General features: G+C 60.8%; 20 protein-coding genes and 1 pseudogene. 2 read left to right on the top strand and 19 right to left on the bottom strand.

The annotated features are described in order from the left end of the window. Positions 1–26 precede the first annotated feature (26 nt). The gene (locus BV106_RS12025; RefSeq protein ID WP_265595596.1) at positions 27–2,474 is read right to left on the bottom strand and encodes a hypothetical protein; all 2,448 of its coding nucleotides are present in this window, start codon (positions 2,472–2,474) and stop codon (positions 27–29) included. Positions 2,475–3,156: 682 nt separating this feature from the next. Between BV106_RS12025 and BV106_RS12020 the strand changes: the two genes are divergently transcribed. Continuing rightward, positions 3,157–3,531 (top strand): hypothetical protein, encoded by a 375-nt coding sequence (locus BV106_RS12020; RefSeq protein ID WP_051945683.1) that lies wholly within the window; start codon positions 3,157–3,159, stop codon positions 3,529–3,531. Positions 3,532–4,122: 591 nt separating this feature from the next. Here BV106_RS12020 and BV106_RS12015 read toward each other — a convergent pair. The 10 genes from BV106_RS12015 to BV106_RS11975 form a co-directional block, all read right to left on the bottom strand. Next, entirely contained in the window at positions 4,123–4,755 is a 633-nt protein-coding gene (locus BV106_RS12015) for a hypothetical protein (protein ID WP_265595595.1), read from the bottom strand. A gap of 167 nt (positions 4,756–4,922) precedes the next feature. After that, positions 4,923–5,348: a TIGR02594 family protein gene (locus BV106_RS12010; RefSeq protein ID WP_051945681.1), complete on the bottom strand. Its 426-nt coding sequence runs from the start codon at positions 5,346–5,348 to the stop codon at positions 4,923–4,925. 88 nt (positions 5,349–5,436) lie between these two features. Further along, positions 5,437–5,880: a DUF1353 domain-containing protein gene (locus tag BV106_RS12005; RefSeq protein ID WP_038164801.1), complete on the bottom strand. Its 444-nt coding sequence runs from the start codon at positions 5,878–5,880 to the stop codon at positions 5,437–5,439. A gap of 93 nt (positions 5,881–5,973) precedes the next feature. Further along, positions 5,974–6,243 carry a hypothetical protein gene (locus BV106_RS12000; RefSeq protein WP_038164800.1) on the bottom strand — a complete coding sequence of 90 codons (270 nt, stop codon included), beginning with the start codon at positions 6,241–6,243 and terminating at the stop codon, positions 5,974–5,976. 69 nt (positions 6,244–6,312) lie between these two features. Next, the gene (locus tag BV106_RS11995) at positions 6,313–6,531 is read right to left on the bottom strand and encodes a hypothetical protein (RefSeq protein WP_038164798.1); all 219 of its coding nucleotides are present in this window, start codon (positions 6,529–6,531) and stop codon (positions 6,313–6,315) included. Further along, complete coding sequence (locus BV106_RS11990; protein ID WP_038164795.1) at positions 6,528–6,794, bottom strand: hypothetical protein; 267 nt, start codon at positions 6,792–6,794, stop codon at positions 6,528–6,530. Before BV106_RS11990 ends, BV106_RS11995 begins: the two co-directional genes overlap by 4 nt. Continuing rightward, a complete protein-coding gene (locus BV106_RS11985) occupies positions 6,791–7,084 on the bottom strand; it encodes a hypothetical protein (protein WP_038164792.1) in 294 nt (97 codons plus the stop codon). The genes BV106_RS11990 and BV106_RS11985 overlap by 4 nt, the downstream gene beginning before the upstream one ends. Beyond that, positions 7,081–7,206, bottom strand: a complete 126-nt coding sequence (locus tag BV106_RS38380) for a hypothetical protein (protein WP_265595594.1) — start codon at positions 7,204–7,206, stop codon at positions 7,081–7,083. The genes BV106_RS11985 and BV106_RS38380 overlap by 4 nt, the downstream gene beginning before the upstream one ends. Then, on the bottom strand, positions 7,203–7,526 hold the full coding sequence (locus BV106_RS11980) for a hypothetical protein (RefSeq protein WP_265595593.1): 324 nt from the start codon (positions 7,524–7,526) through the stop codon (positions 7,203–7,205). Before BV106_RS11980 ends, BV106_RS38380 begins: the two co-directional genes overlap by 4 nt. Before the next feature lie 107 nt (positions 7,527–7,633). Next, a complete protein-coding gene (locus BV106_RS11975; protein WP_038164788.1) occupies positions 7,634–8,908 on the bottom strand; it encodes a hypothetical protein in 1,275 nt (424 codons plus the stop codon). Positions 8,909–9,115: 207 nt separating this feature from the next. On the opposite strand from BV106_RS11975, the gene BV106_RS11970 reads away from it, so the two are divergent. After that, positions 9,116–11,704: a hypothetical protein gene (locus BV106_RS11970; RefSeq protein WP_038164786.1), complete on the top strand. Its 2,589-nt coding sequence runs from the start codon at positions 9,116–9,118 to the stop codon at positions 11,702–11,704. A 34-nt stretch (positions 11,705–11,738) separates the two neighbouring features. On the opposite strand, the gene BV106_RS11965 is transcribed toward BV106_RS11970, so the two are convergent. The 8 genes and pseudogenes from BV106_RS11965 to BV106_RS38370 form a co-directional block, all read right to left on the bottom strand. Beyond that, the gene (locus BV106_RS11965) at positions 11,739–12,842 is read right to left on the bottom strand and encodes a hypothetical protein (RefSeq protein WP_265595592.1); all 1,104 of its coding nucleotides are present in this window, start codon (positions 12,840–12,842) and stop codon (positions 11,739–11,741) included. 444 nt (positions 12,843–13,286) lie between these two features. Continuing rightward, positions 13,287–14,435, bottom strand: a complete 1,149-nt coding sequence (locus tag BV106_RS35465; RefSeq protein WP_051945679.1) for a tail fiber protein — start codon at positions 14,433–14,435, stop codon at positions 13,287–13,289. Positions 14,436–15,586: 1,151 nt separating this feature from the next. Next, positions 15,587–15,781 (bottom strand): hypothetical protein, encoded by a 195-nt coding sequence (locus tag BV106_RS11945; protein WP_038164779.1) that lies wholly within the window; start codon positions 15,779–15,781, stop codon positions 15,587–15,589. Positions 15,782–15,983: 202 nt separating this feature from the next. Next, on the bottom strand, positions 15,984–16,199 hold the full coding sequence (locus tag BV106_RS11940; RefSeq protein ID WP_038164777.1) for a hypothetical protein: 216 nt from the start codon (positions 16,197–16,199) through the stop codon (positions 15,984–15,986). 896 nt (positions 16,200–17,095) lie between these two features. Continuing rightward, positions 17,096–17,398 (bottom strand): hypothetical protein, encoded by a 303-nt coding sequence (locus BV106_RS11935; RefSeq protein ID WP_038164776.1) that lies wholly within the window; start codon positions 17,396–17,398, stop codon positions 17,096–17,098. A 78-nt stretch (positions 17,399–17,476) separates the two neighbouring features. Further along, positions 17,477–17,728, bottom strand: a complete 252-nt coding sequence (locus BV106_RS11930; protein WP_038164775.1) for a hypothetical protein — start codon at positions 17,726–17,728, stop codon at positions 17,477–17,479. 26 nt (positions 17,729–17,754) lie between these two features. Further along, positions 17,755–18,315: a hypothetical protein gene (locus BV106_RS38375; protein WP_038164773.1), complete on the bottom strand. Its 561-nt coding sequence runs from the start codon at positions 18,313–18,315 to the stop codon at positions 17,755–17,757. Positions 18,316–18,358: 43 nt separating this feature from the next. After that, positions 18,359–20,031, bottom strand: a pseudogene (locus BV106_RS38370) (hypothetical protein); the annotation flags it as partial.

Below are 20,031 nucleotides of genomic sequence, written 5' to 3'. Positions count from 1 at the left end.
GTTATTTCAAATACTCCTCGGGCTCCTTACCGGCGGGTGCGGCGGCGGCGCATGAAGAGGCAGGTGAAGCCCAGGAAGGCGAGCGAGGAAATACCCGGCTCAGGCACCGCGCCCATGGCGGAGAGCATGAGGTCATTCCCACCCGTGAGGGCGCCGGTGTCGAAGTCTGCGCCGTAGAACATTGCGAAGTCCATGCCGCCGATGTTGACAAAGCCGTCTGCGCCCATGTTCCAGTAGTCAGAGGCGAGGTAGTGATCCGAGTCCCACACCATGTTCGTGAAGAAGTCGGAGAGGCCCAGGCCGGTATCACTGACCACGATCCAGTAGCGACTCTCCAGGCCGGTGTCGCCACCACCCCAGGTGCCATCGATGCGGGCACCGTCCACATAGATCTCACCGGTGACGATGATGCGGTCTGCACCCATGGGGCTGGAGCGGTCGAAGTTCACAAAGAGCGTGCTCTGCGAGGGCGCACCCGTGTTGGTCACAAGGTTCAGGTTGCCCTGGATGGTGAGTGCGCCCACGGAGGTCATGGTGCCGCCGGTGATGGTGCCGTAGCTGCCAATGTACACGCCGCCGAGGGACTTGATGGTGCCGGAGCCACCCAGAGTGCCGCGGCCGGTGGTGTTGTTCTCCGAGCCGGCAGCATCATTGCCGTGGCCCACGCGGACGCTGGCATTCTGCTTCTCCAGATAGCCATCCACAATCATGGTGCCCTGGGAGCCATTCAACCGGCCGACGAACAGATAGGCATCGCTGGCGGTGGCTTGTTCATAGAACTTCGCATCCTTGCCGATGTAGAGATAGCCGGCGCCCTTCTCCCCGACGGAGACATCGCTGATCTTGTGGTAGAACTCGCCGCCGGTGATGTTCACGGTACCGGTGTGGTTCGTGCCCAAACCAATGGAGATCGCGTTCGTGGCCGTGACGATGCCTCCGCTCTGGTTGAAGGTGGCCGTGCCCAGGCTCGTGTTGGCAGAGTAGTCACCCGTGTCCCCACCGATGTAGGAGTTGCCCTTGATGAGCATCTCCCCACCCTGCACCTCCACCAGGCCATTGCCCGCGCCCCGGCCCATGGAGAGCTTGAGCATCTCCGCACGGCCGGAGATCAGACGCAGGGTGCCGTTCCCGTCCTGTCCGATGTGCACATCCCCGTTGCTCACCATGGAGCCGCCGTTGATTTCGATCAATCCCGTGGCCGCCCCCAGCGTGGCATTGGCCGCATCACGACCCACCACGATCTGCGCGGTGGTGACCACGCTGTAGAGACCGCCCGAACTCACATACACCTTGCCCACGCTGCCTGCCGCCACGCCGAGCCAGTCCCAGTTGGTGGACCGGTTGATGAGCTCCCCACCGGTTTCGATGTAAATGGTCCCCTGCCCGCTCGCGCCGATGTAGAGATCCCCCACGTTCCCGCCGGTATCGCGGATGAACTTGCCGTTGGTACGGATGGTGAGCGTACCGACCCCTGAGGCGGCCCTGCCCAAGTTGTTTCCAAATCCCTTCGGAATCACCCCGCTGGTGGCGTCCAGGGCGTTGGTCGACTTGATGAACTGGGCGGAGTTCTCAATGATCATGCGCCCGACGCCATCACGCCCAATGTTGAATTCGCCAAAGTCCAGCGTCATCAACGCGCCCTCCCCATCCAGGTGGAGCAGTCCTTTTGACGTCATCCCGTTCAATATCCCGGACGACCCCATCTCCACCGTGCCATGAGCGTTGAACCGCCCACCGGCCTTGATCAACAACACGCTCTCCACCGCGGACGGGTAGTAACCGATGCGGGTGACGCTCTGGTTGTAGTTCCAGCCTCCCGTCCCGTTTGAGGTGGTGGTGTGAGCCCCGCCTTCCAGCAGGCCATCGGACTCAATGGTCAGGAATCCCGCGCTGCCATAGAAGGTGTTGTTTTGCTGCTTGCCAAGATTCAGGGTGGTGGTCTGCCCGCTCCAATTGCCATCCGCCGTGGCCCACAAGTTCATCACCGCGGAACCCGCCGCTCCTGTACCGTCGCCGATGCGGACGATCCCATTCGCCGAAGTTCCGTGCGTGCCAATCTGGACCTCACCCACGGGAAAGAAAACCTTGCCGTCCTTGATGTCCAGAGTGCCCTCGCCCCAGTTGCCGATGCGCACCCAGTTCGTGCCCTTGGTGTGGGCCAGGATCCCGCCATCCACGGTGATGGTATTGCCGTTATCGACACCGAAGTCAGCACTCGCCCCATTCGTGTAATTGACGTTGCCCACACCGCCGGCGGTACCGCCCACCCAGGTCACGATCCGCGCAACCCCGTTCTCATCGGTGCCGATCAGAACACTGTCACTTCCGTTCGTGCCCGTCATGGGTCTGAACTCAGGATCCCAGATGAGAGGATCATGCCAGTTGCCGCTGCCTTTGGCCACAATCGTGTCCGAATAAAGCGATGCAGGCAGCAGGCTCAAGATGGAAAGAACAACTACAAAGCGTGAGGGCATGCTTTGTAATTACCTAAAATCTCAATCTTAGAACTAACGGCTTGTTACAGTATCGACACACACATCAAGCATCCTAAAACGCTCAGGATAAGGGATTTCCTAAATGTAAAATCCCCTGCAAATCAACGATTCACGCCGGAATTTTTCTCCGTTAACAGCCTAAACCATTGAGGCATTTGGTGCGACACAATATCACCGCAAGGCTGGTCAGTTATCGGGTACAGGTTATTTCCAGTATCGGTCTCAACCCTGGTCCGTTATAGGACTTTTCCTCAGCGCGCCTTCAGGGATTTTCTACCATCCCATTTTTCAGCCATTAATCAGGGCGCCTCAACTTTGATCCGCCGGCAGTCTGGAACGCGCTCTGAATGAACAAGGTGTGTCAGTTATGATATACCTTTGTCAATCCAGATACATTCGTGCTACCGGGCGGTGCAAACGAATTTGCACTCCGCCATTCTACACATTTTCTCAGGATGAGAAGAGAGAAGTTGAAGAATTGTGTGAAATTTTGGCGGGTTTATTGAAACAACCGCCACCCCATGGGGACTTCGGGAGGAAGAGATTGGTTTTACCCTCTGAGGATGTACGACAACCAGGCCTCCGCCCCGGCCAACCAAGAACCGGGAACCTCCCCCCTCCGTTTTCCTTGCAGACCCGTTGAGGGTCAATATGATCCGGCATGCCCTACGCCGACCCCGAGAAACAACGTGCCGCCATCAACGCCGCCCAGCGGCGTCGTTATGCCGAGGACGCGGAGTTCCGGGAACGCAAGCTGGAGGCCCGCCAGGCCCACCGCAAGACGGAGGAAGGCGCCAAGGGGAACCGCGCCGGGGTGAAGAAGTGGCGCGAGAACCACCCGGACGAGTACCGCGAGTACAACCGCGAGCGCATGCGCAAGTCCCGGGCCCGGAAAAAAGCCGCCGCACTGGCGGCGACCGCGACGGTAGAGGAGGCGGCGGTCACCAAGACGGCGAAGAAGAAGCAGCCAGCGAAAAAGGCTGCGGTGAAGAAGGCGCCCGCGAAGAAGCAGGCGGCAAAGCGGGTGAAGGGCTAGGGGTTGGACGTTAAGGGTTATGGGCAAAGCGCCCGAACAGCGCTCCTCTGCTCCCGACCCCCCATCGAGTTCCGCGGCAGGGTTGGAGTACCGCTTTTGAGCGGAATCAGTCGCGTCCGCTCAGCACCTTGCGTGCTCCCGTCCGGGAGCAACCACCCACCGCACCCCGGACCAACTGGTGCCCCAGTCCCTGAGGGACGCAGAAATTAGACGTCTTGTGGGCCTGTTATCAGGCCTCATCAACAGACAATGCATCAAATCCACGCCCCGTCGCCAATGGGACGACGGATCTGGAGTGGCAGATGCAGCCAAGCACCCTGCTCCGACCAAAGTTGGCACTTGACTCCTGCTCATCACGTCCTTCATCAGAAGAGTGATCCGTCAAAGTCAGAGGCGAGCAGCAAGACCAAATCCGAAAACTCAGAAGCATCCCCGCAGCAGGATTGGAGTTTCGCCTTGGGGCCACCAGAGGCTGAACCTGACGCAGCCACTGAGCTCAAACCTCGGTCAACGCCCATCAACTACAGCGGAGGAGCACCGCGCCAAAAATGACTCGGAGCTCCCCAACCCACAAAACCCAGAACCTGCATCCTAAGCAGGACTGTAGTCGTAGAAGTTCACCACAGTGTCGCTATCATCATCTTCGAGCGCTCTATAACCCGGCCAGTCCAATCCGTTGAATGGACTAGGGTTCTGTGAATCCAAAATGACAGGATCCACATCATCGAAGAGCCCATCGCTGTCGCGGTCAAATCCGGACGGAGACAATCCATTGTAGTAGCTATATGGATACGCATCATCGAAATTGATGATTCCATCACCATCCGTGTCATCGTCCCACAAGTCGTACCAGGCGACATAGTTCACTGAACTCAAGTTTGTAGAGTCGTAGGGAGCAGGGTCGCTAATATCCGGGAAACCATCTGCATCGTAGTCAAACGGAACATACGGCTCATTGTCCTGCCAATTTAAGATTCCATCACCGTCGACGTCGCCCAGCACGTCGCCATACCAGGAAATGCCGTTGATTGCGCTATAGTTGGTGAAGTCGTTTGGCGCCGGATCGTAGTCGTCAGGGATACCATCCTCATCACTATCCAATTCGGCGAATGCCGTTCCAGATAGCGACATCGTGACAACACCTGTCAGAGCCATTGTTTTAAGTCTGGACAAAAACATTGGCAGCCTTGCCATCAATTCCATTGGGAGGGATGTTTTTTTCATTGCTGTTTCTTGTTAAGAACCGTGCATTACACAATTTTTTTCATCAAACGCACACACGCATTCATGTAGAGCAATATCTTTATACTGAGTCGAGAAATCTTTTTACCTCTTGGCAACTTCATGCCACCGCTTCTAAGCGGGAGCAATGCTCGACCTACCTCTTACCACTAACCCACCTCCCGCCTCACCCCCACCACCACCCGGGGCGAAAAAGGGGCAATGCTCACGCGGTTCCCCTGGTTCCCACCCAGCAGGTAGACGCGCCCGTCTTCCAGGCGGTCAAACAGCGCCACGTGGTGGCCGCCCTCGCGATGGGTCACGACGGTATCGCCGCGCATCGCGTCTTTGATCGCGACCTCCTGCCCCCACTGAAGCCACTGCCTCGCACGATAGTGTTCCTTGGGCACGCCTGTGCCGCTCCACAGGCCCAGGTAGCCGCGGAAGATGCCGCACCAGGCGGTTTTGCTGTCGTCCTGATCCAGCCAGGAGGGCACCGTCTTGAACATCTCCGCAATCAGCGGATTCGATTTGGAACCGGGGACTTCAGCGACGCCGAGGTACCGGAGGGCAAGGTCGTAGAGTTGTTGGGACATGGGTTCTTGGTTGCGGGGGCGCCGCGGCCTCAGCCTTTGAGGATTTGGCATTTGAAGTTTGGAGTTTGAGCTTTGAAGTTTCGACGTTTCACCGTCGCCACGAGCGCCAGCCTCCCAAGCGCACCCCGAGGTACATGAGCCGCCGCCGTGTCCGCCCGACGCCGCACTCGCGGAGGATGCGGGCGAAGAGCCGGTCGGCCTCTTCACGCGTCCAGAGATGCCCGCTATCCACCCAGCCGTCGGGCAGCCGGATCTGATGCGCGCCTGCAGGCAGATGGCCGGCGTAGCGATAGAGGCTGTCATGAGCGAGCGCAGCCGCACGGTGCAGGCCATCGGGCGTGATGCCAGTAAGGGTCCACAGGAAGCGTGGTACGCTGGCCCCATCGACTTCGAAATCGCGGGGCACGGTGAGACGCTGCGGCGGCCAGCCGGGCACGTCCCAGTGGTAGCGCCAGGGCTGGACCACGCGGTAGAGCGGGTCATCGCCCGGCGCGCGGATGGGAACGAGGAGGGGTTGTTCAAGTACTTTCATCGAACTCTGAGTATCTGTTGATCTGACAGAATGAGTTTTCCCAGCGTCTCCAGAGGAGGCACCACCGCCCCACCCTGACTCCCCTGCCGCAGACTACCTGCGCAAGAGGGCATCGCCGGCGATGACGGCGATCAGCAAAACGGCAAACACCGCCAGCAGGCAGAGCGGACCAAAGCACGGGATCAGCCAGCAGAGCAACGCAAAGCCGCCGAACGTGATGCCACCGGGCGCATGCCCCACCATGGCGTTCACCGGATGTGGCGCCGTGCAGGCATCCCACACAGCACCGCCAAGACAGAAGATGAGGAACGCAAGCACGAGGCCGAGAAGCCAGCCAGCAAAGACTTGGAGAACGGGTTTCATCAGGGTATGAGAAGGGGGGGTACAGATGGCAAGTGACCGGTGGCAGCGATGGCCAGATCCTGTTTCTAGTTATTTCCCTGCTCGCTTCACAGGATCCAAGGTGACCCCCACGCCCACAGGCTGCCCCTGCGGAGTGACGTAGTTGAGGCTGTAGGTGCGCTTGTAGCCATCCAACTGCCGGCAACCCACACCCGCCAGAGCGGCGGCGAGGCTGAGCGACAGGATGAGGAGCAGGCGGATGAGTCCGCGAGACGAGGAGGAGTTGGTGGTGGATAACGGGGTTTTCATGGGAGTTTGTCGTGATCGGCCCGGGCGGCGGCGCGCTCGGCCTTGAGGATTTTTTCAAGCTGAAGATCGGCCTGCGGCCGACAGGGGGAGGCGTCACAGCATTCACAGCCGTACACATGCTCTCCTCGAACCCCAGCACAGGTGCAGGCCGCCCCGGGCTGGTGCTGGCACTTCTTCCGCGCGGGGTTGTGCGCCTGCTTGATTGCCGCAGCCCAGCCGATGAAGATGCCAAAGGCCAGGAGAATGAAAGCGCGGACGATCATGCCGAGGCCTCCTTACCCAGGATGGATGTAACTGCAGGAACGGATGCCGATGCCGACGCCGTGGGACCAGGCGGATCCCGGAACATGCACCCGGGCACCGGGCAGCGTCGCACGGCATTGAGCGTGCCGGTGGCCACACCGTGCAGGGATTTCATTTCCTCGATCTCCTCACGGAGTTCGTACCGGTCCTTCTCGCACTGCTCCTGTTTCACCCACATGAGGCGGCAGACATAGACGAGACCGGAAGTGACAGCGGTAAGGGCAGTGAGCAGGGCGTTTTCGAGGTTCATGGGGTAAAGCCAAGGTTGCAAAGCGCCTGGATCAAAGCCCCCAGAGCATGGGCACAAAGAAACTCCCACCAACGATGGGCCAGCACGGTGATGACAAGGAGAAGGGCGAGGGCGGATTTCATGCAGTGCGGGCGTCCCAGAGGCTCTTGTAGTGGAGTCCGTAAGCGACCATAATCTGCCGGAAGCGAAGAGTTGTTACCTCGTGCCGCGTACCGGTGTGATCCGCGATGAGCTGCGGGGTCTCACTGGTGATCATCCCGAGCTCCAACGCCTCCTTCACCAGCGCCAGCATCGGGGCAAAGGCAGCGCGGTCAGCGTCCTCAAGACGAAGGGTGAAGCCCTCCGGCTGGACGGTGAAGCCAGAGGCAATGCCTTGGTTGAAGGCGAGTTGCCTCGCTCGAGTGGCGTCATACTCCACCATCTTTGACTGGATTTCATCCAAGGTGGGCTTGGGCTGGGAGTTGGTTGGATGCCAGACAAGGGAACCAAAGTCCTGGCCCTCCATTGTCCAATTTGCACCGGGCCATCCGAACGAAAGCACTTGAGCGATCATGGTTGCACCTCCATCACCGTCAAGGCGAGTTGATCCACGGAACCGAAGGCCGATCCGGTGCTGATCTGGTTGATGTACATCGTCACCCCCGACGCTGGCCCTGTTCTGACCTTCCAGGTCTGACTGGCCGTGGTTGGCACATCCAGCGTGCAATGAAAATCGAGAGTCGATTGATAGATCACCCCTGCCACAGTAGGTGCGGATCTTGCATAGAGCGCATCAGCACCAGAATCTCGGAACAGCGCTATCAGAGGGATAGACACATTGCTGCAAACACAATACCCGCCGAACCAGAACAAGAGTTTGTTACTTGTGCTCGACGGAGCAATGTTGATGGTGAGAACCTCGACGCCCTCATTACTTTGAGGAATCGTGTTGTCGAATGGGATCTGGGTGGTGGTCGTGAATGCGGAAGTAGTCGCAGCCCGCCACACATTCACCACCTTCCCATTTCCCCACACCGGGCTTCCTCCGGCACCTCCAGTCCGCAGGACTTGCCCTGCTGTTCCTGCCGGAAGTCGCTCCCAGCCCGCCGCCCCGCGATAGAGGATGTCCCCTTGCGCAGCAGAACCAACAGAGTCCAGCACGTCGGACAAGGTGAGTTCCTCAGCATTGCCGATCCCACCAGACTTCCTCCCAAAGATCCGCGGCGATGCTGAGGCCTGAATCTGCCCCAAGGTGACCGCCCGAGCCCACGCCCCAGAGCCAGACCCATTCGACCGCCACAAACTTCCGCTGTCGAGCTGCACACCCAGCTGGCCCACGCGCTTGGGAACCGCGTTACCACGTGCTGTGGCATCAGCGAAGGTCTGCACATCTTGCAGCGCCTCCCCCGTGGAGCCTTCCGGGATCACCACCACGCTCCCGCCGTCATCGATGCCCTCCAGGGCCAGCACGCGGCGATGGATCTGCTGGAGCGCCATCGTCGCCTTGTCATACGCCTTTTCCAGCGAGCGGGTGGAGATGGGGCCCGCCTCCGGCAACTCTGTGAGCTGTGTCAGCGATACTTGGCGGAAGATCGTCACCGTCCAGGTATTATCATACTCCACCGTCGTCAGAACCTCACCGCCCGTGATGTTGTCACTGCTGTCCGTCGTCGGGGTCAGCGTGTAGTCCACCCCCTGCGCCAGTATCTGCGCATCCTCATCATCCTGCTGCACCGCGACATAGATGTCCGAAGCCAGAAGGTACGGGAACGGCACCGGGTAGGGTGTGACCGTGGAGTTGCTCCCCGTGTAGATGGCAGCACTGGTGCCAGATTGAACAGCCATGCCACAAAGTGCGCTAACCTCCAACCCAACACAAGGGGGAATTTCCGCGGCACATATTTTTCACCGTTTCGCCTTCACCCCAGACCCCGGATACGCGAAACAGCCTCTGAAGAGTGGGCTCCGAGATTCGCTTGGCTCTTGCAACTTCACTGGGGCGGGCGAAATCCAGCCTGCCGTTTCCACCCAGACGCTGCCCGGCTCACCCCAATGATTCCTGTCCTCCAGTACGGCCTGCTCGCTCTCTTCGCCGTCAATCTTGCCCTGTGGCTGCTTCTCATGCGGCAGCGATTTTCCCCGCGCACTGCGGCAGGTCTCGATCCCACCGGGCCGCACGCCCTCTCCCGCACGGCAGAGATCATGCGCGCCCTTGGCGCATTACTGCTGGGCCTCTTCATGACCGGGGCTGCGCAACCTGCAGCGGTCAACGAGGGGCTGGACCCATCCTGGCAGATGGTCCTGGAGCACGCCACCCTCCATAAGCTGGTGTACGGGCAGGACATCGTCTTCACCTTTGGCCCCCTGGCCCCGGTGAGCACGGACCTGCACAACGGCGCAGGCTACTTCCACAGCGAGCGGCAGGCCTATGTCCTCTGGCTCGCCTCCGTCTTCATCCTCCTTTGGTGGAGACTCTCGCAACATCTCCCCCGCCTGCTGGCCGTGCTCAGCTGGCTCTGGCTCGCCCTCCTGCCCGCCGGCGCCGTGATCTACGCAGCCATCGCCCTGCTGGCGTGGGCGATGAAACCCGCGGAACCCGGACCCCGTCATGTGAAAACACCGCTGGCTGAGACCATCCTCCATCTCCTGGTCGCCCCCGCCGGTCTGGCTGTGCTGGGCACCGTCAAGTTCACCTACACCGTGGCGGCCCTGGCCGTCGTAGCCGCGTGGGTCGGGCACGCCATCGTCTTCCAGCGCTCCTGGAAGCAGGCCCTCGCCCCGCTACTGGCCGCCACGGGCACCTTTGCTTTCGTGTGGACCTCGACAGGGCAACCACTGACGGCAGTTCCTCAGTGGCTGCACCGGGGGTTGATTGTTTCCTCGGCCTATGCAGACGCCATGCAACTCATCACCGTCAGTGCCGCTGCCCTCTGGCTGGCGGGCGGCACCGTTGTCCTCGCCCTGGTGCTGCTCATCACCCTCGCCCTGTGGCAGACAAAGAAGCTCCGCACCGCAGAGCTTTTCCTCGCACTGGTCTGCCTCGGCTTGCTCGCCATCGTCTGGAAACACAGTGTCACGCGTGCCGACGGCCACCTTACCATGATCGGCAGCCTGTCGCCGCTCCTCTGCTGCCTGGCACTCTCCCCCATCCGCATCGCTGCTCTACCGCGACCGGCCAGCATCGCCTGCCTGGGCACGGTCGGAGCGCTCATGTCCCTCGCCCTGGCGGATCGATTCGCCATCATGGGCTCCACCATTACCGAGTCTGTCCTCTCGCACACCCTTGGCACGTCTTCCAGGAAACAACACGCGCTACAGGTCCTCACACCCGCGGGCAACACGCTGCCTTTCAATCTCGCCACCGCGCCTGAACTAGAGCCAACCCGCATGCCCACCTTCCAGGCTCTGCTCAAAGACCAGCCCGTTGACGTCTTTAACTTTCTCCAGTGTGCGGCCTTTGCCAACGGGCTGAACTACCAGCCCCGCCCAGTCTACCAGAGCTATCAGGCCTGCAACGGCACACTCATGGAGCTGAACAGAGACTACTGGCAGGCGCGCACCGGCACGCACCACCTCATCTGCCGTATGGAGTCCGTGGACTGGCGGCTGAGCTCCAGTGACGATGCAGCGTGTTGGCCCCTCTGGCTCACCCATCTGGCACCCGCCGCCATCGAAAAAGACTTCATCCTGCTTAGCCCCTCCACGCAAACGCCCGGGCAGCCCCAGTGGACCCCCTTGGCCACCAGGGAGGCAGAGTTCGGCACAGCCCTGCCCGTACCCGCTCGCCCGGCAGGCACCTTCCTGCGGCTGCGCACCACCATTCAGAAGACCCTCCACGGCAAGCTGGCCAAGGCCGCCTTCCAGCCCGACGCCGTCCAGATGGTGACCCGCATGGCAGATGGCACCACGGAGATCAACCGCGTCGTACCCGGAGCCCTGGAGGCAGGTATTCTCCTCGCCCCCTTCCTGCACACCAACGTGGACCTGCTGGCCTACTTCGCAGATGACAAGACCCTTCAGCGCATCCCCTCAAGCCTTACCCTGCGCGCGGAACGCGGGCGTCACAAAGAGTTCGCCTCCACCTACAGCTACACCTGGGAGACCGCCGCAGTCCCAGCACTGGACCAAGGCACCCTCCAGAAATCACGCGAGCTCCTCCTGCAATCCCGACTCCCCTTTCCCGGTCGCGCCCCCGGGCTCCTGGGCGGACCCCTCACCGGCGAGGTCATGCAAGTCTCGCTCAAATCCCTCATCAACACGGACGTCGATGGGCGTCCCGCCCTCCGCCTGGATGCGCCCAGCACCCTGATCCTACGCAATGACCCGCGCGGCGGCACTCTGCAGATCTCCTACATGGTGCCATCCCCCAGCTGGAAGCGGAAGAAGCCTACCGACGGCGTCCGCTTTGTCATAGCCACCGCCGGGCACCAGCGAGATGAAACCAGGCTGCTCGATCATTTCCTAGATCCCGGCAAAGTGGAGTCCGACCGCGAGAAGAAGACCTTCTCCGTCACCCTGCCCCCCAATGGCGTCCCCTGGATCATCCTGCGCACCGAGACCGGTCCCACCGACTACCAGGACCGCGCCATCTGGGGCGACTTCACCTGGACGCCCGCACCAGGACCAAAAGGCAAGCTTTGAGGCCGGCGCCTGGCAAGAGTCCCGTGGTGCAAATTTAAGGCAGCTCAAACCAGTCTGACTGCGTCAGTGCTCGCTCCGCGACGAGCCAGATCAATACTTGAGGATGACTACCGCCAGCATGCTTCAGCCATTGATGTGGAGCCCCTCTGTTGCCACTACCGCTCACAGCCGTGGTGTACACGGGTTGGTTGAGCATATTACCAAGGTGCGAACTGAACCCAGCTCGTTCACTCTCCCAGATCATCGCGTATGAATCGCCAATGACATGCACAGGTGCCGAACTATCCGCTGCGGACTTCTCACCCTCCAGAGTCTTGCATTGGTAGAGAACTGTGGGGACCGGATCCACATGCACTCCTAGGGATTCCACCACCGTCAGATCTCCTATATCCCCCTCATGTTCTATCCGCACCTCTTTCACTGAGGCTGCAAGGTTGCTATCCGGCCCCAGGGTGTTTGACAGCTCCTTCGTGACCTTGGTTAGCTCCGCTTTCACCAGCTTGGCAGATTCAGCCGCGGCCCAGGAGCTCCAGTGAGTGTCATTGGGAAGCCAGGCTGCATACCCCTTTCCCTCGAAGTCGTAAGTTCGGTGGGACCTAAAATGTTCTGTCAAATCCACGACAGACACCCCATCCTCTTTGAGCGAACGCAGTAACTCCTGCACGGCAGTATTTCCTGGCGCCCCCTTGAGTACCCGACCATCGTTTCTTCCCAACGCCAAATCTGGGTAAAGACTTGCCGATTGAGGCACCGGCACAAAGATGAGCCTTCCTCCGTTCTTGCGTAGAAGCTTGTCTAACTTCAGCACCGACGATCTCACGCCTCCCTCCTGGCTGACGGCGAACTGAGCCTCCACACCTGGCGTGTAGATGGCCCAATCCCCTCCAAAAAAATAGAACGGAACCTCCCGATCACCCGCCAGGACAGGGACGGGTGCCTTCAACACAGAATCGGGCAGTTGGTCAACAAACTTCAGCCTCCCAGGATTGTCTGCTATCCGCAACCGGGCCTCGTTGTGCGAGTAAGAATGCACCCAATACACTGGCAGCGTAAAGTCATCCACCTCATCAGCCGTCGCCATTCCCTTCAGTTCGGGCGGGACCGTGTCCGACTCTGTCATCTTGATGTTGAGGCGCATTCCTCTCTGCAACTGTGCGGCTGCAGTGGCTCCCCCTTTATCTTTACACCGGAACACTGCGATGAACTCTCGTGAGAAATCCCCTTCCATGCCCTTGCACCGCACCTTCATGAGCCCGTCTTGATAGGGCGAGAGCAGGACATTGCGTGGGTTCGAGACTACTTGGACCACTGTCGGAAAGGCCAGCATCACGCGCTTTTTTTCCTGCCTCTCCCGCTTTTGCGCTGCATCAGCTTCCTTGTCTCGGGTCTCAACCGGGGTATTTGACGATGCTGAAGAGGCACCATTTGAGCCAACCTTCCAGGCAGCTCCGCCAGCGAAGCTCAGCAGCGCAACTAGAGGAAACGATAGGAGGGTAAAAACTCGACGACAAGTCATTGGGGAGGTCCTTCACCTACCACACCCAACGACATTCTGCAAAGGGCGACGCTCCTCGCCAACTATTCACACCCTCACGATGTAGTTCAGCACTAATGACGGTTGCAAGTTGGGATGCGACTCACCACCACCTGTCGATTCATTCGTGAGATTTACGGTCTGTCCCCAGTTGGAGCTCCCACCTGCCAAAGCGAGCGGAGCGGCATTCCGGTAAACCACACTCCCATTCGTAATATTATGCGTGTGGCTCGGCATCTGCGCCACCGTCAGCATATGCCGGTCCGCCCCACCCGCCGCGCCGAGCACCGTGCCATTCACCCCGGGATTCCCGGTGCCGGCGTTGGTCAGGCGGCCCGCCGACGCACCGCCCATATCATCCCGGCCCGCAGCCACGCGCCCCCGCAAGTCCGGCAGATTAAACGTCGTCGTCCCATCCCCCGCGCCATAGGTCGTCCCCAGGGCAGTAAACAGCCCCGCATAAGCGCTGCGGCTCACCGCCTGGCCATAGCAGAAGAGCCATCCGGTCGGGGCCGTAGTGCCCCCATAGGGCACGATGCATCCAGGTGGCAGGTAGGACGCCACGGCACTCCCCGCGATCACCGTCGCCTGTTCCACCGCCTCCGCCGTCTGCCGGGCCCAGGAGCCCGCACTCGTGCCGATGGATCGCCAGAGGCTCCCATTGTCGATCTGCACACCCAGCTGGCCCACGCGCTTGGGGATCGCATTGCCACGCGTCGTGGCATCGGCAAAGGTCTGCACGTCCTGCAGCACATCGCCCGTGGAGCCCTCTGGGATGACGATCACACTGCCACCGTCATCGATGCCCTCCAGCGCCAGCACCCGGCGGTGGATCTGTTGCAGCGCCATCGTCGCCTTGTCATACGCCTTCTCCAGCGTCCGGGAGGAGATCGGCCCCGCCTCCGGCAGCTCCGTGAGCTGCGTGAGCGCCACCTGGCGGAAGATCGTCAGCGTCCGGGTGTTGTTGTACGCCACCTTCGTCACCACCTGCCCGCCCACGATGTTCCCGCCGCTGTCCTTTGTCGGCGTCAGCGTGTAGTCCGCGCCTTGAGCCAGGATCACCGGCGCATTCTCCCCCTGCTGCACCGCCACATAGATGTCCGAGGCCAGCAGATAAGGGAACGGCACCGGGTAAGGCGTGACCGTGGAACTGTTGCCGGTATAGATCGCCGCACTCGTGCCAGATTGGACTGCCATAGCACCAATGATGCGCTAACCTCCGCACCCGAGCAAGGGGGAATCCACGCCGTCGAGCACGGCACCCACCTCGTCTCGCAGCCAACAGCCAGCAGCGATCTCCGCAACCGCCCGCCCCCCTTCCCATCCTCACCTGCCCAGGCCAACCATACCTGGCGGGTCTGCGGCGCACCCGATGGGCAGAGGAGTCAACTCAACCTCCAATGCCCGTACCTCGTCATTCCTCGCACCCGCCGTCCACACACCCAGCCACCCAATCGCCCCCTCCAGCCCCTCGTCGCCCCCCGCACCCGGGGCCTTCATCTTCATGAACCAGCACACCGGCAGCATTCCCCATTCTTGACATCAGGCCGCCGGTCAGGGACGTTTCCCCGCCCAGACAGCGGGGCCATGAGCCTGCCGTTTGCCCACTGCTTCTGGCGGGGGTGCAGGCAGGCCACTCTGCACCCCCTCCTTCCCGCCACCCTCGGTTGACCCGACAGCCCCTTGGGTGTACCCTCCCCTGCGTGCCTGGCTGAGGGGACTGTACCGTTTGAGGCCAGGGCTGCGTCCGAATCCCGACAGCACCGGGACTCCCTTGAGGAGCCTGGCGGGAATCTCGAGTTTTCTCGACCACTGCGCCCTGGAATTCTTGTTTAGAGAGTTCCGGGACGCACGCAGCCATTTCACCCCATCACCCTTCTCGGCAGTCCGGGTGCGCATCATGCTGCGCCCTGTCCCGATCAGCCACCAATCCAATTTTCCCTCCTCAGCTAGACGGCGCTCACCGCCATGTCCTCCTTGACCAACCCCATGGCACGGTGGCAATTTCCTCCACGGGTCCGGCCTCGCCGGGCATGCCGGGGGCGACATATGACTGGCTCGGAGATGTCCATGTCGCTCCTGCAGCCCCTCCCTGTTCCGAGATCGCAGAGGAGGGGCTTCCCAGCTTGCTGTTTCGCGAGACCTGACCTAGACTTGTCACGGCTTCCGCTGGAAGTCGTTTCGGACGTTAGGAGCCCGCCCCGGCAGAGCTCGTCCGGTCGGAAGCCACCTCTTTCTCTCTCGGGCATCACACGGCGCAAATTTCCCGCGCGCCGTCTTCCCCATCCTTCTGAAGGCTCAAGCGCGCTTCAGCACGGCCCTTGCTTGCCCCACCTGCCGCCACATTTTTACAGCTCGGCATCCCGACACGGAGGCCAGAGCACAGGCAGACCGGCCATCACCCGACATTGCTCCTCCGAGTACTGAATAAGAAAACCCTCGTAGCTCGAAGGGGTCACCACAATCATCTCCCGCTGCTCCCGCATGCTGTCCTCCCAGGTCAGCCTCCGGGTCGGCGGTGGCATCAGCGGCACAGACTCCATGCCCCATCGTCCGCGATTTCACCCGTGCGTCAACTCACAGCCCCTAGGCACTCCGCTTCGTTTAGTGCCACGCCAGCATTCACCTATACACCACGCTTCCTCCTCCACCGTTGATCAAGCCTCGCCCGCCCTACTCCACCACTCCACCACTCCACCACCCCACCACTCCACATTCCACCCGCCCGGGCCACACGCCAACGCCTCATTGCACCCTCGCGCCGAAGCTCTCCGCCGCTTCCTTGAGGGCCTTAAAGCTCCGCTCATCCCGCAGTTCAAGGCTCACAGGCTCCCCTCCGATAACTCGCTCCACCATCTGCCTGGCCTCGGAGAGCGACACGTCGGCATGCTCCTTGACTGCCAAGATCAAAGACACCACCCTGGCTCCGTACTCGATCGTCGTTATCTGTGCTTGCACCATCGTCTGATTCCCGTTTATGCGATGTGTTCACACGTAGTCCGCCGGATTGCCGCAGTCAAAACGCAACTCCATTGACTGTCCCCGCCTCTCCCACCACATTGACCACGGCTCCGGAGAGCGCGCTGCGCGGCCGGAGCCCCGCTCTCCAGCGACGGATTGAACGCCTCTCTGAAGCCACCTCCCTCGGCCCCAGGGGAAACTCGTGGGACCGCACGCTTCCAGCGTGTCGCCTTCTGCATCCTGCGGAAGGCTCAGGATCGCAGCACAATGCAGCGTCTCATCGCCCTCGCACACCCACCGTAAAGGAACCATCCCGGTTCTTGCTCCCTCAATCCGCCCAGCTTACCCAGCAGCCCTCAAGAGCCGGGACGGCTCTTCCACCTTGCCCGCGGCGGAGCCTGGCATACGCGCGGAACTCAGTCACGCGACGCCACGCCACACCCAAGGTTCCCGGCAGGATGCTTGAAACAACACACAAGACGCTTGCACTCCCCCACCACAATCGCAACACCTCGAACCTGGAGGGTTCACCATGAGCAGCCATGGGTGGAGCGAGCGTAGCGAGTGCAACCCATGGGGAAGTCCCCCACAAGTAGAGTGTCTGTCTTGGTCCACTCATCGTACTCCGACCCGCATTTGCCCTTGAAGACCTCGTTTGATCCGCATAATCTTTTTGCGGCTTCCACCAGAAGCGTTTCGGACGTAATAGAGCCCGCCTCGGCAGAGCTCGTTTGGTTGGAAGCCACCCTTCTCCCGGCACGCACCTCCTCAGTGTCGCCATACCAGGGACCATTGGAGAAGCGGACATGCTGGGTGGAAGCCACGTTCTCCCCATCACGCCTTGCCAGGCCTGACGCCCCTGTAGCAGCCGCCCAAAGGCCCCGCAAATGTGGGGCCTAGTTATTCTCATTCATACGCAAGTCGGCGCGCTCTTCATGGTCGCGCTTCTCCAGGAAATCAATCAATCGGAAAGCGTCGCGCATTTTCCAGTCCGGCGGATTGCCGAGAGTGTACAACTCAACTTCTTCAAGTTCGTCCGTCGGCTCTGTGTCCGCTGTGCATCGCAGAAGAAAGTCCTTGAACCACACCAACTCCGTTCCGCTGAGGCCTGATACGACTGCCTCGAGTTCATGGAACTGGGCAGTGTAGATCAAACCTTCGCCAAGCGCCCCAGCGTGCAGCAAGCCACTTTGCCACATCTCATACCATTTTTCCGGATCCTTGGGATATTAAGTCATGACTTTCCTGCGTCGCGCCTTCCTGGGATGATCTGATCACTAACGTCCCATGCCTCCAGATGCAACCACCGCCCCACCTGTCTTCGTGTCGATGAAGCCCTCAGCGGTCTCGATGCCTGCCCATTCGTCTGCGAGATAGTCCGCCTCACCCGGACGACCGTCCTTGCCATCCAGCTCCTGGCGGTTGCCCACGATGAGCAGGCTGTCCGTGAGCCCGGCAGCCTCAGGCAGCGTGCGCAACCGCTCCAGCGCCTCATCCACCTCCGCCTGGGTCACCCCGGTGCGCTGCACCGCATGTGCTCCTGGGGCGGAATCTTCTAGGTTGTTTCCTTGACCTCGACTGTAGAAGAGCTCTTTTGGCTTCGCATCTGGTCCCAGTAGGCGGAATAGCTTAACGCCTCCTCCACCAGATACCACTCCTCCTCCGTCAGCTTCCGAAGACTGCTGATGTTCCGCGCTATTCCCTCTAGACCCATGTAATTCCAGTTGGGATTTTCCCGCAGCGGCCACAGGAAGTGCTCCCGCACCATCTCGGCGATTTGCGGTGTCCACTCCCGCCACGTCAGCTTGAGCAGCTCCGGAGGATAACCCTTGCCTGCCAGCCAGCTGGGCGCCTTCGGCTTGGGCGGTTGCTCCTGCTTCACCTTCTCGCAGTACTTGAGAGCCTCCCGGCGCAACGCCTCTTCCTCCGGCGTCAACGTTCGCACCGTCACGATCCCCCGTGTGATCAGCTCCAGGCTCAGATCCTTCCAGTGCGGATTTGACGAGAAGCGCCCGAGAAAGCGTTGTCGGACCCACTCCGCTGTTTCGGGAGTCCAGTCTGTCCACGAGAGTTTTGAAATCTCCTTGAGACAACTTTCGCCATTGCTCCGATCCATCTTCGCCTTTCTGCTTTTGCAGCACCGTATCCGATGATGGGTCCTACTTCAAGTCGTCGATGTTTTCGCCGCGCTTCCGGGTTTGAAGCTCTGGGAGCTCATCCGGTCCCCGGTCTGATGCGCCAGCCACTCCAGCGCCAGATCCGCCGGCCTCAGGCAGCGTGCGCAGCCGCTCCAGCGCCTCATCCACCTCCGCCTGGGTCACCCCGGTGCGCTGCACCGGATGTGCCCCTCGGGCGAAACCTTCTAAGTTGTTTCCTTGCTGCTGGCTGTAGAAGAGTTTCTTGGGTCTTGCCTTTGGTCCCAGTAGTCTGAATAGAGCGATGCCTGGGTCCTGAGATACTTCTCCTCCTCCGTCAACTTCCGCAGGCTGCCGATCTCCTGAGCTATCCCGCCCACGGTCATGTCCTTCCAGTGCGGATTTTGTAACAAGGGCCCGAGAAAGTGTTGTCGCACCAACTCCGCTGTTTCCGGGGTCCAGTCGCGCCACGAGAGCGTCAAAATCTCCTTGGGATAACCTTTGCCAGCCAGAAAATGTTTTCTCGTTGTGGGTGCCGTCATACTTGCTCCTCTGCAACACTGTATCCGTGACTGGATCATATTTCAAGTCCTCCAGACTCAACCCCTGCCCCTCCATCGCTCCCTGCACGTAGTCCCGCTCTGCGAGCGCCAACAGATCCACGTTGCGCTCAAAAGCCTCCTGGGAATCCCCCTGCTGCCATCCCGGCACTTCCTCAAACGACCTGTTGGTTTTTGGGTCGATCCCAAATGGCCACAAATGTTTCGTCGTCTGGTGGCGCAAGGCGCTGGTGAGCATCTGGGAAAGACGACGATACCGCGCAATCAGGCGGACTCCGTTGGGGTCGGGGACGAACCAGAGCCCGTTGTTGTGGGCATAGGTCATGGCGGACTGGTAAACGAGGTCACCCCCCTTGAGGGGCTCCTCCACCAGATCACCGCGCATGTCATTGGTCTGCACCCAGACCTCACCACGCCCTACGTGCAGGTAGGCATGCCCCCCGGCTTGAAGATCAATCCGGTAGGTGTTTACCGCTTCAGGGCTGAAGGGGTAACCCAAGTCTTCCACATGCGCCTCCGCGGGATCCAGTTGGTAGTCGGAAACGATCTGGGCAAAGTCCGTTGCGGTTGAGGCTGCACCGCGCCGAAAGCGCCGGAGATCCTGTGCCAGTTCCAGGAACCACTTGCCCGCCGATCTGGCTCGGCTGAAGCTGAGACGAGGCTGCAAGTTCTTCGTTCCCGACCGCGAAGCCACACCGGCAGCCGCGGGGTTCTCTGAGGCAGCTTCCGCATTGGCTGATACATCCAGACTTCCCCCGCCCTGTAGCGCCCCCTCAGCGGAGATCGTAGCTGTATCCAGCGCTGAGGGGGACGCATGCCCACTCATCGCACTTGCTGCAACAGCCGCCTCCTCTTTCTCCTGAGCGTTCTGTTGCGGCCCCTTGGCCAACGTGGCACCCATTCCCGCCTCGTTATCTCGATGAGACTCGCTACGCGCCCTCGTCCCCTTCACCTTGGCCACACGGCCAAAGACGGACGAGAGCCTGACCGCAAAAGCATCCAGCAGCCGACCCAGCTTGCTCTCGCGGGCGGTGCGCCGCTGCTCAGCAGACAGGCCTCCCAGGTTTCCCGGCCTGGCTGCCCCGGTGAACATGGCGACACCCAGCCTCGAGAACGCTTCCACCACCTGCTGATCGG

It is taken from the genome of Verrucomicrobium sp. BvORR106 (assembly GCF_000739655.1).
Lineage (GTDB): Bacteria > Verrucomicrobiota > Verrucomicrobiia > Verrucomicrobiales > Verrucomicrobiaceae > Verrucomicrobium.
The sequence above is the reverse complement of the archived record's forward strand: the minus strand, read 5'-3'. Positions and strand labels throughout refer to the sequence as shown.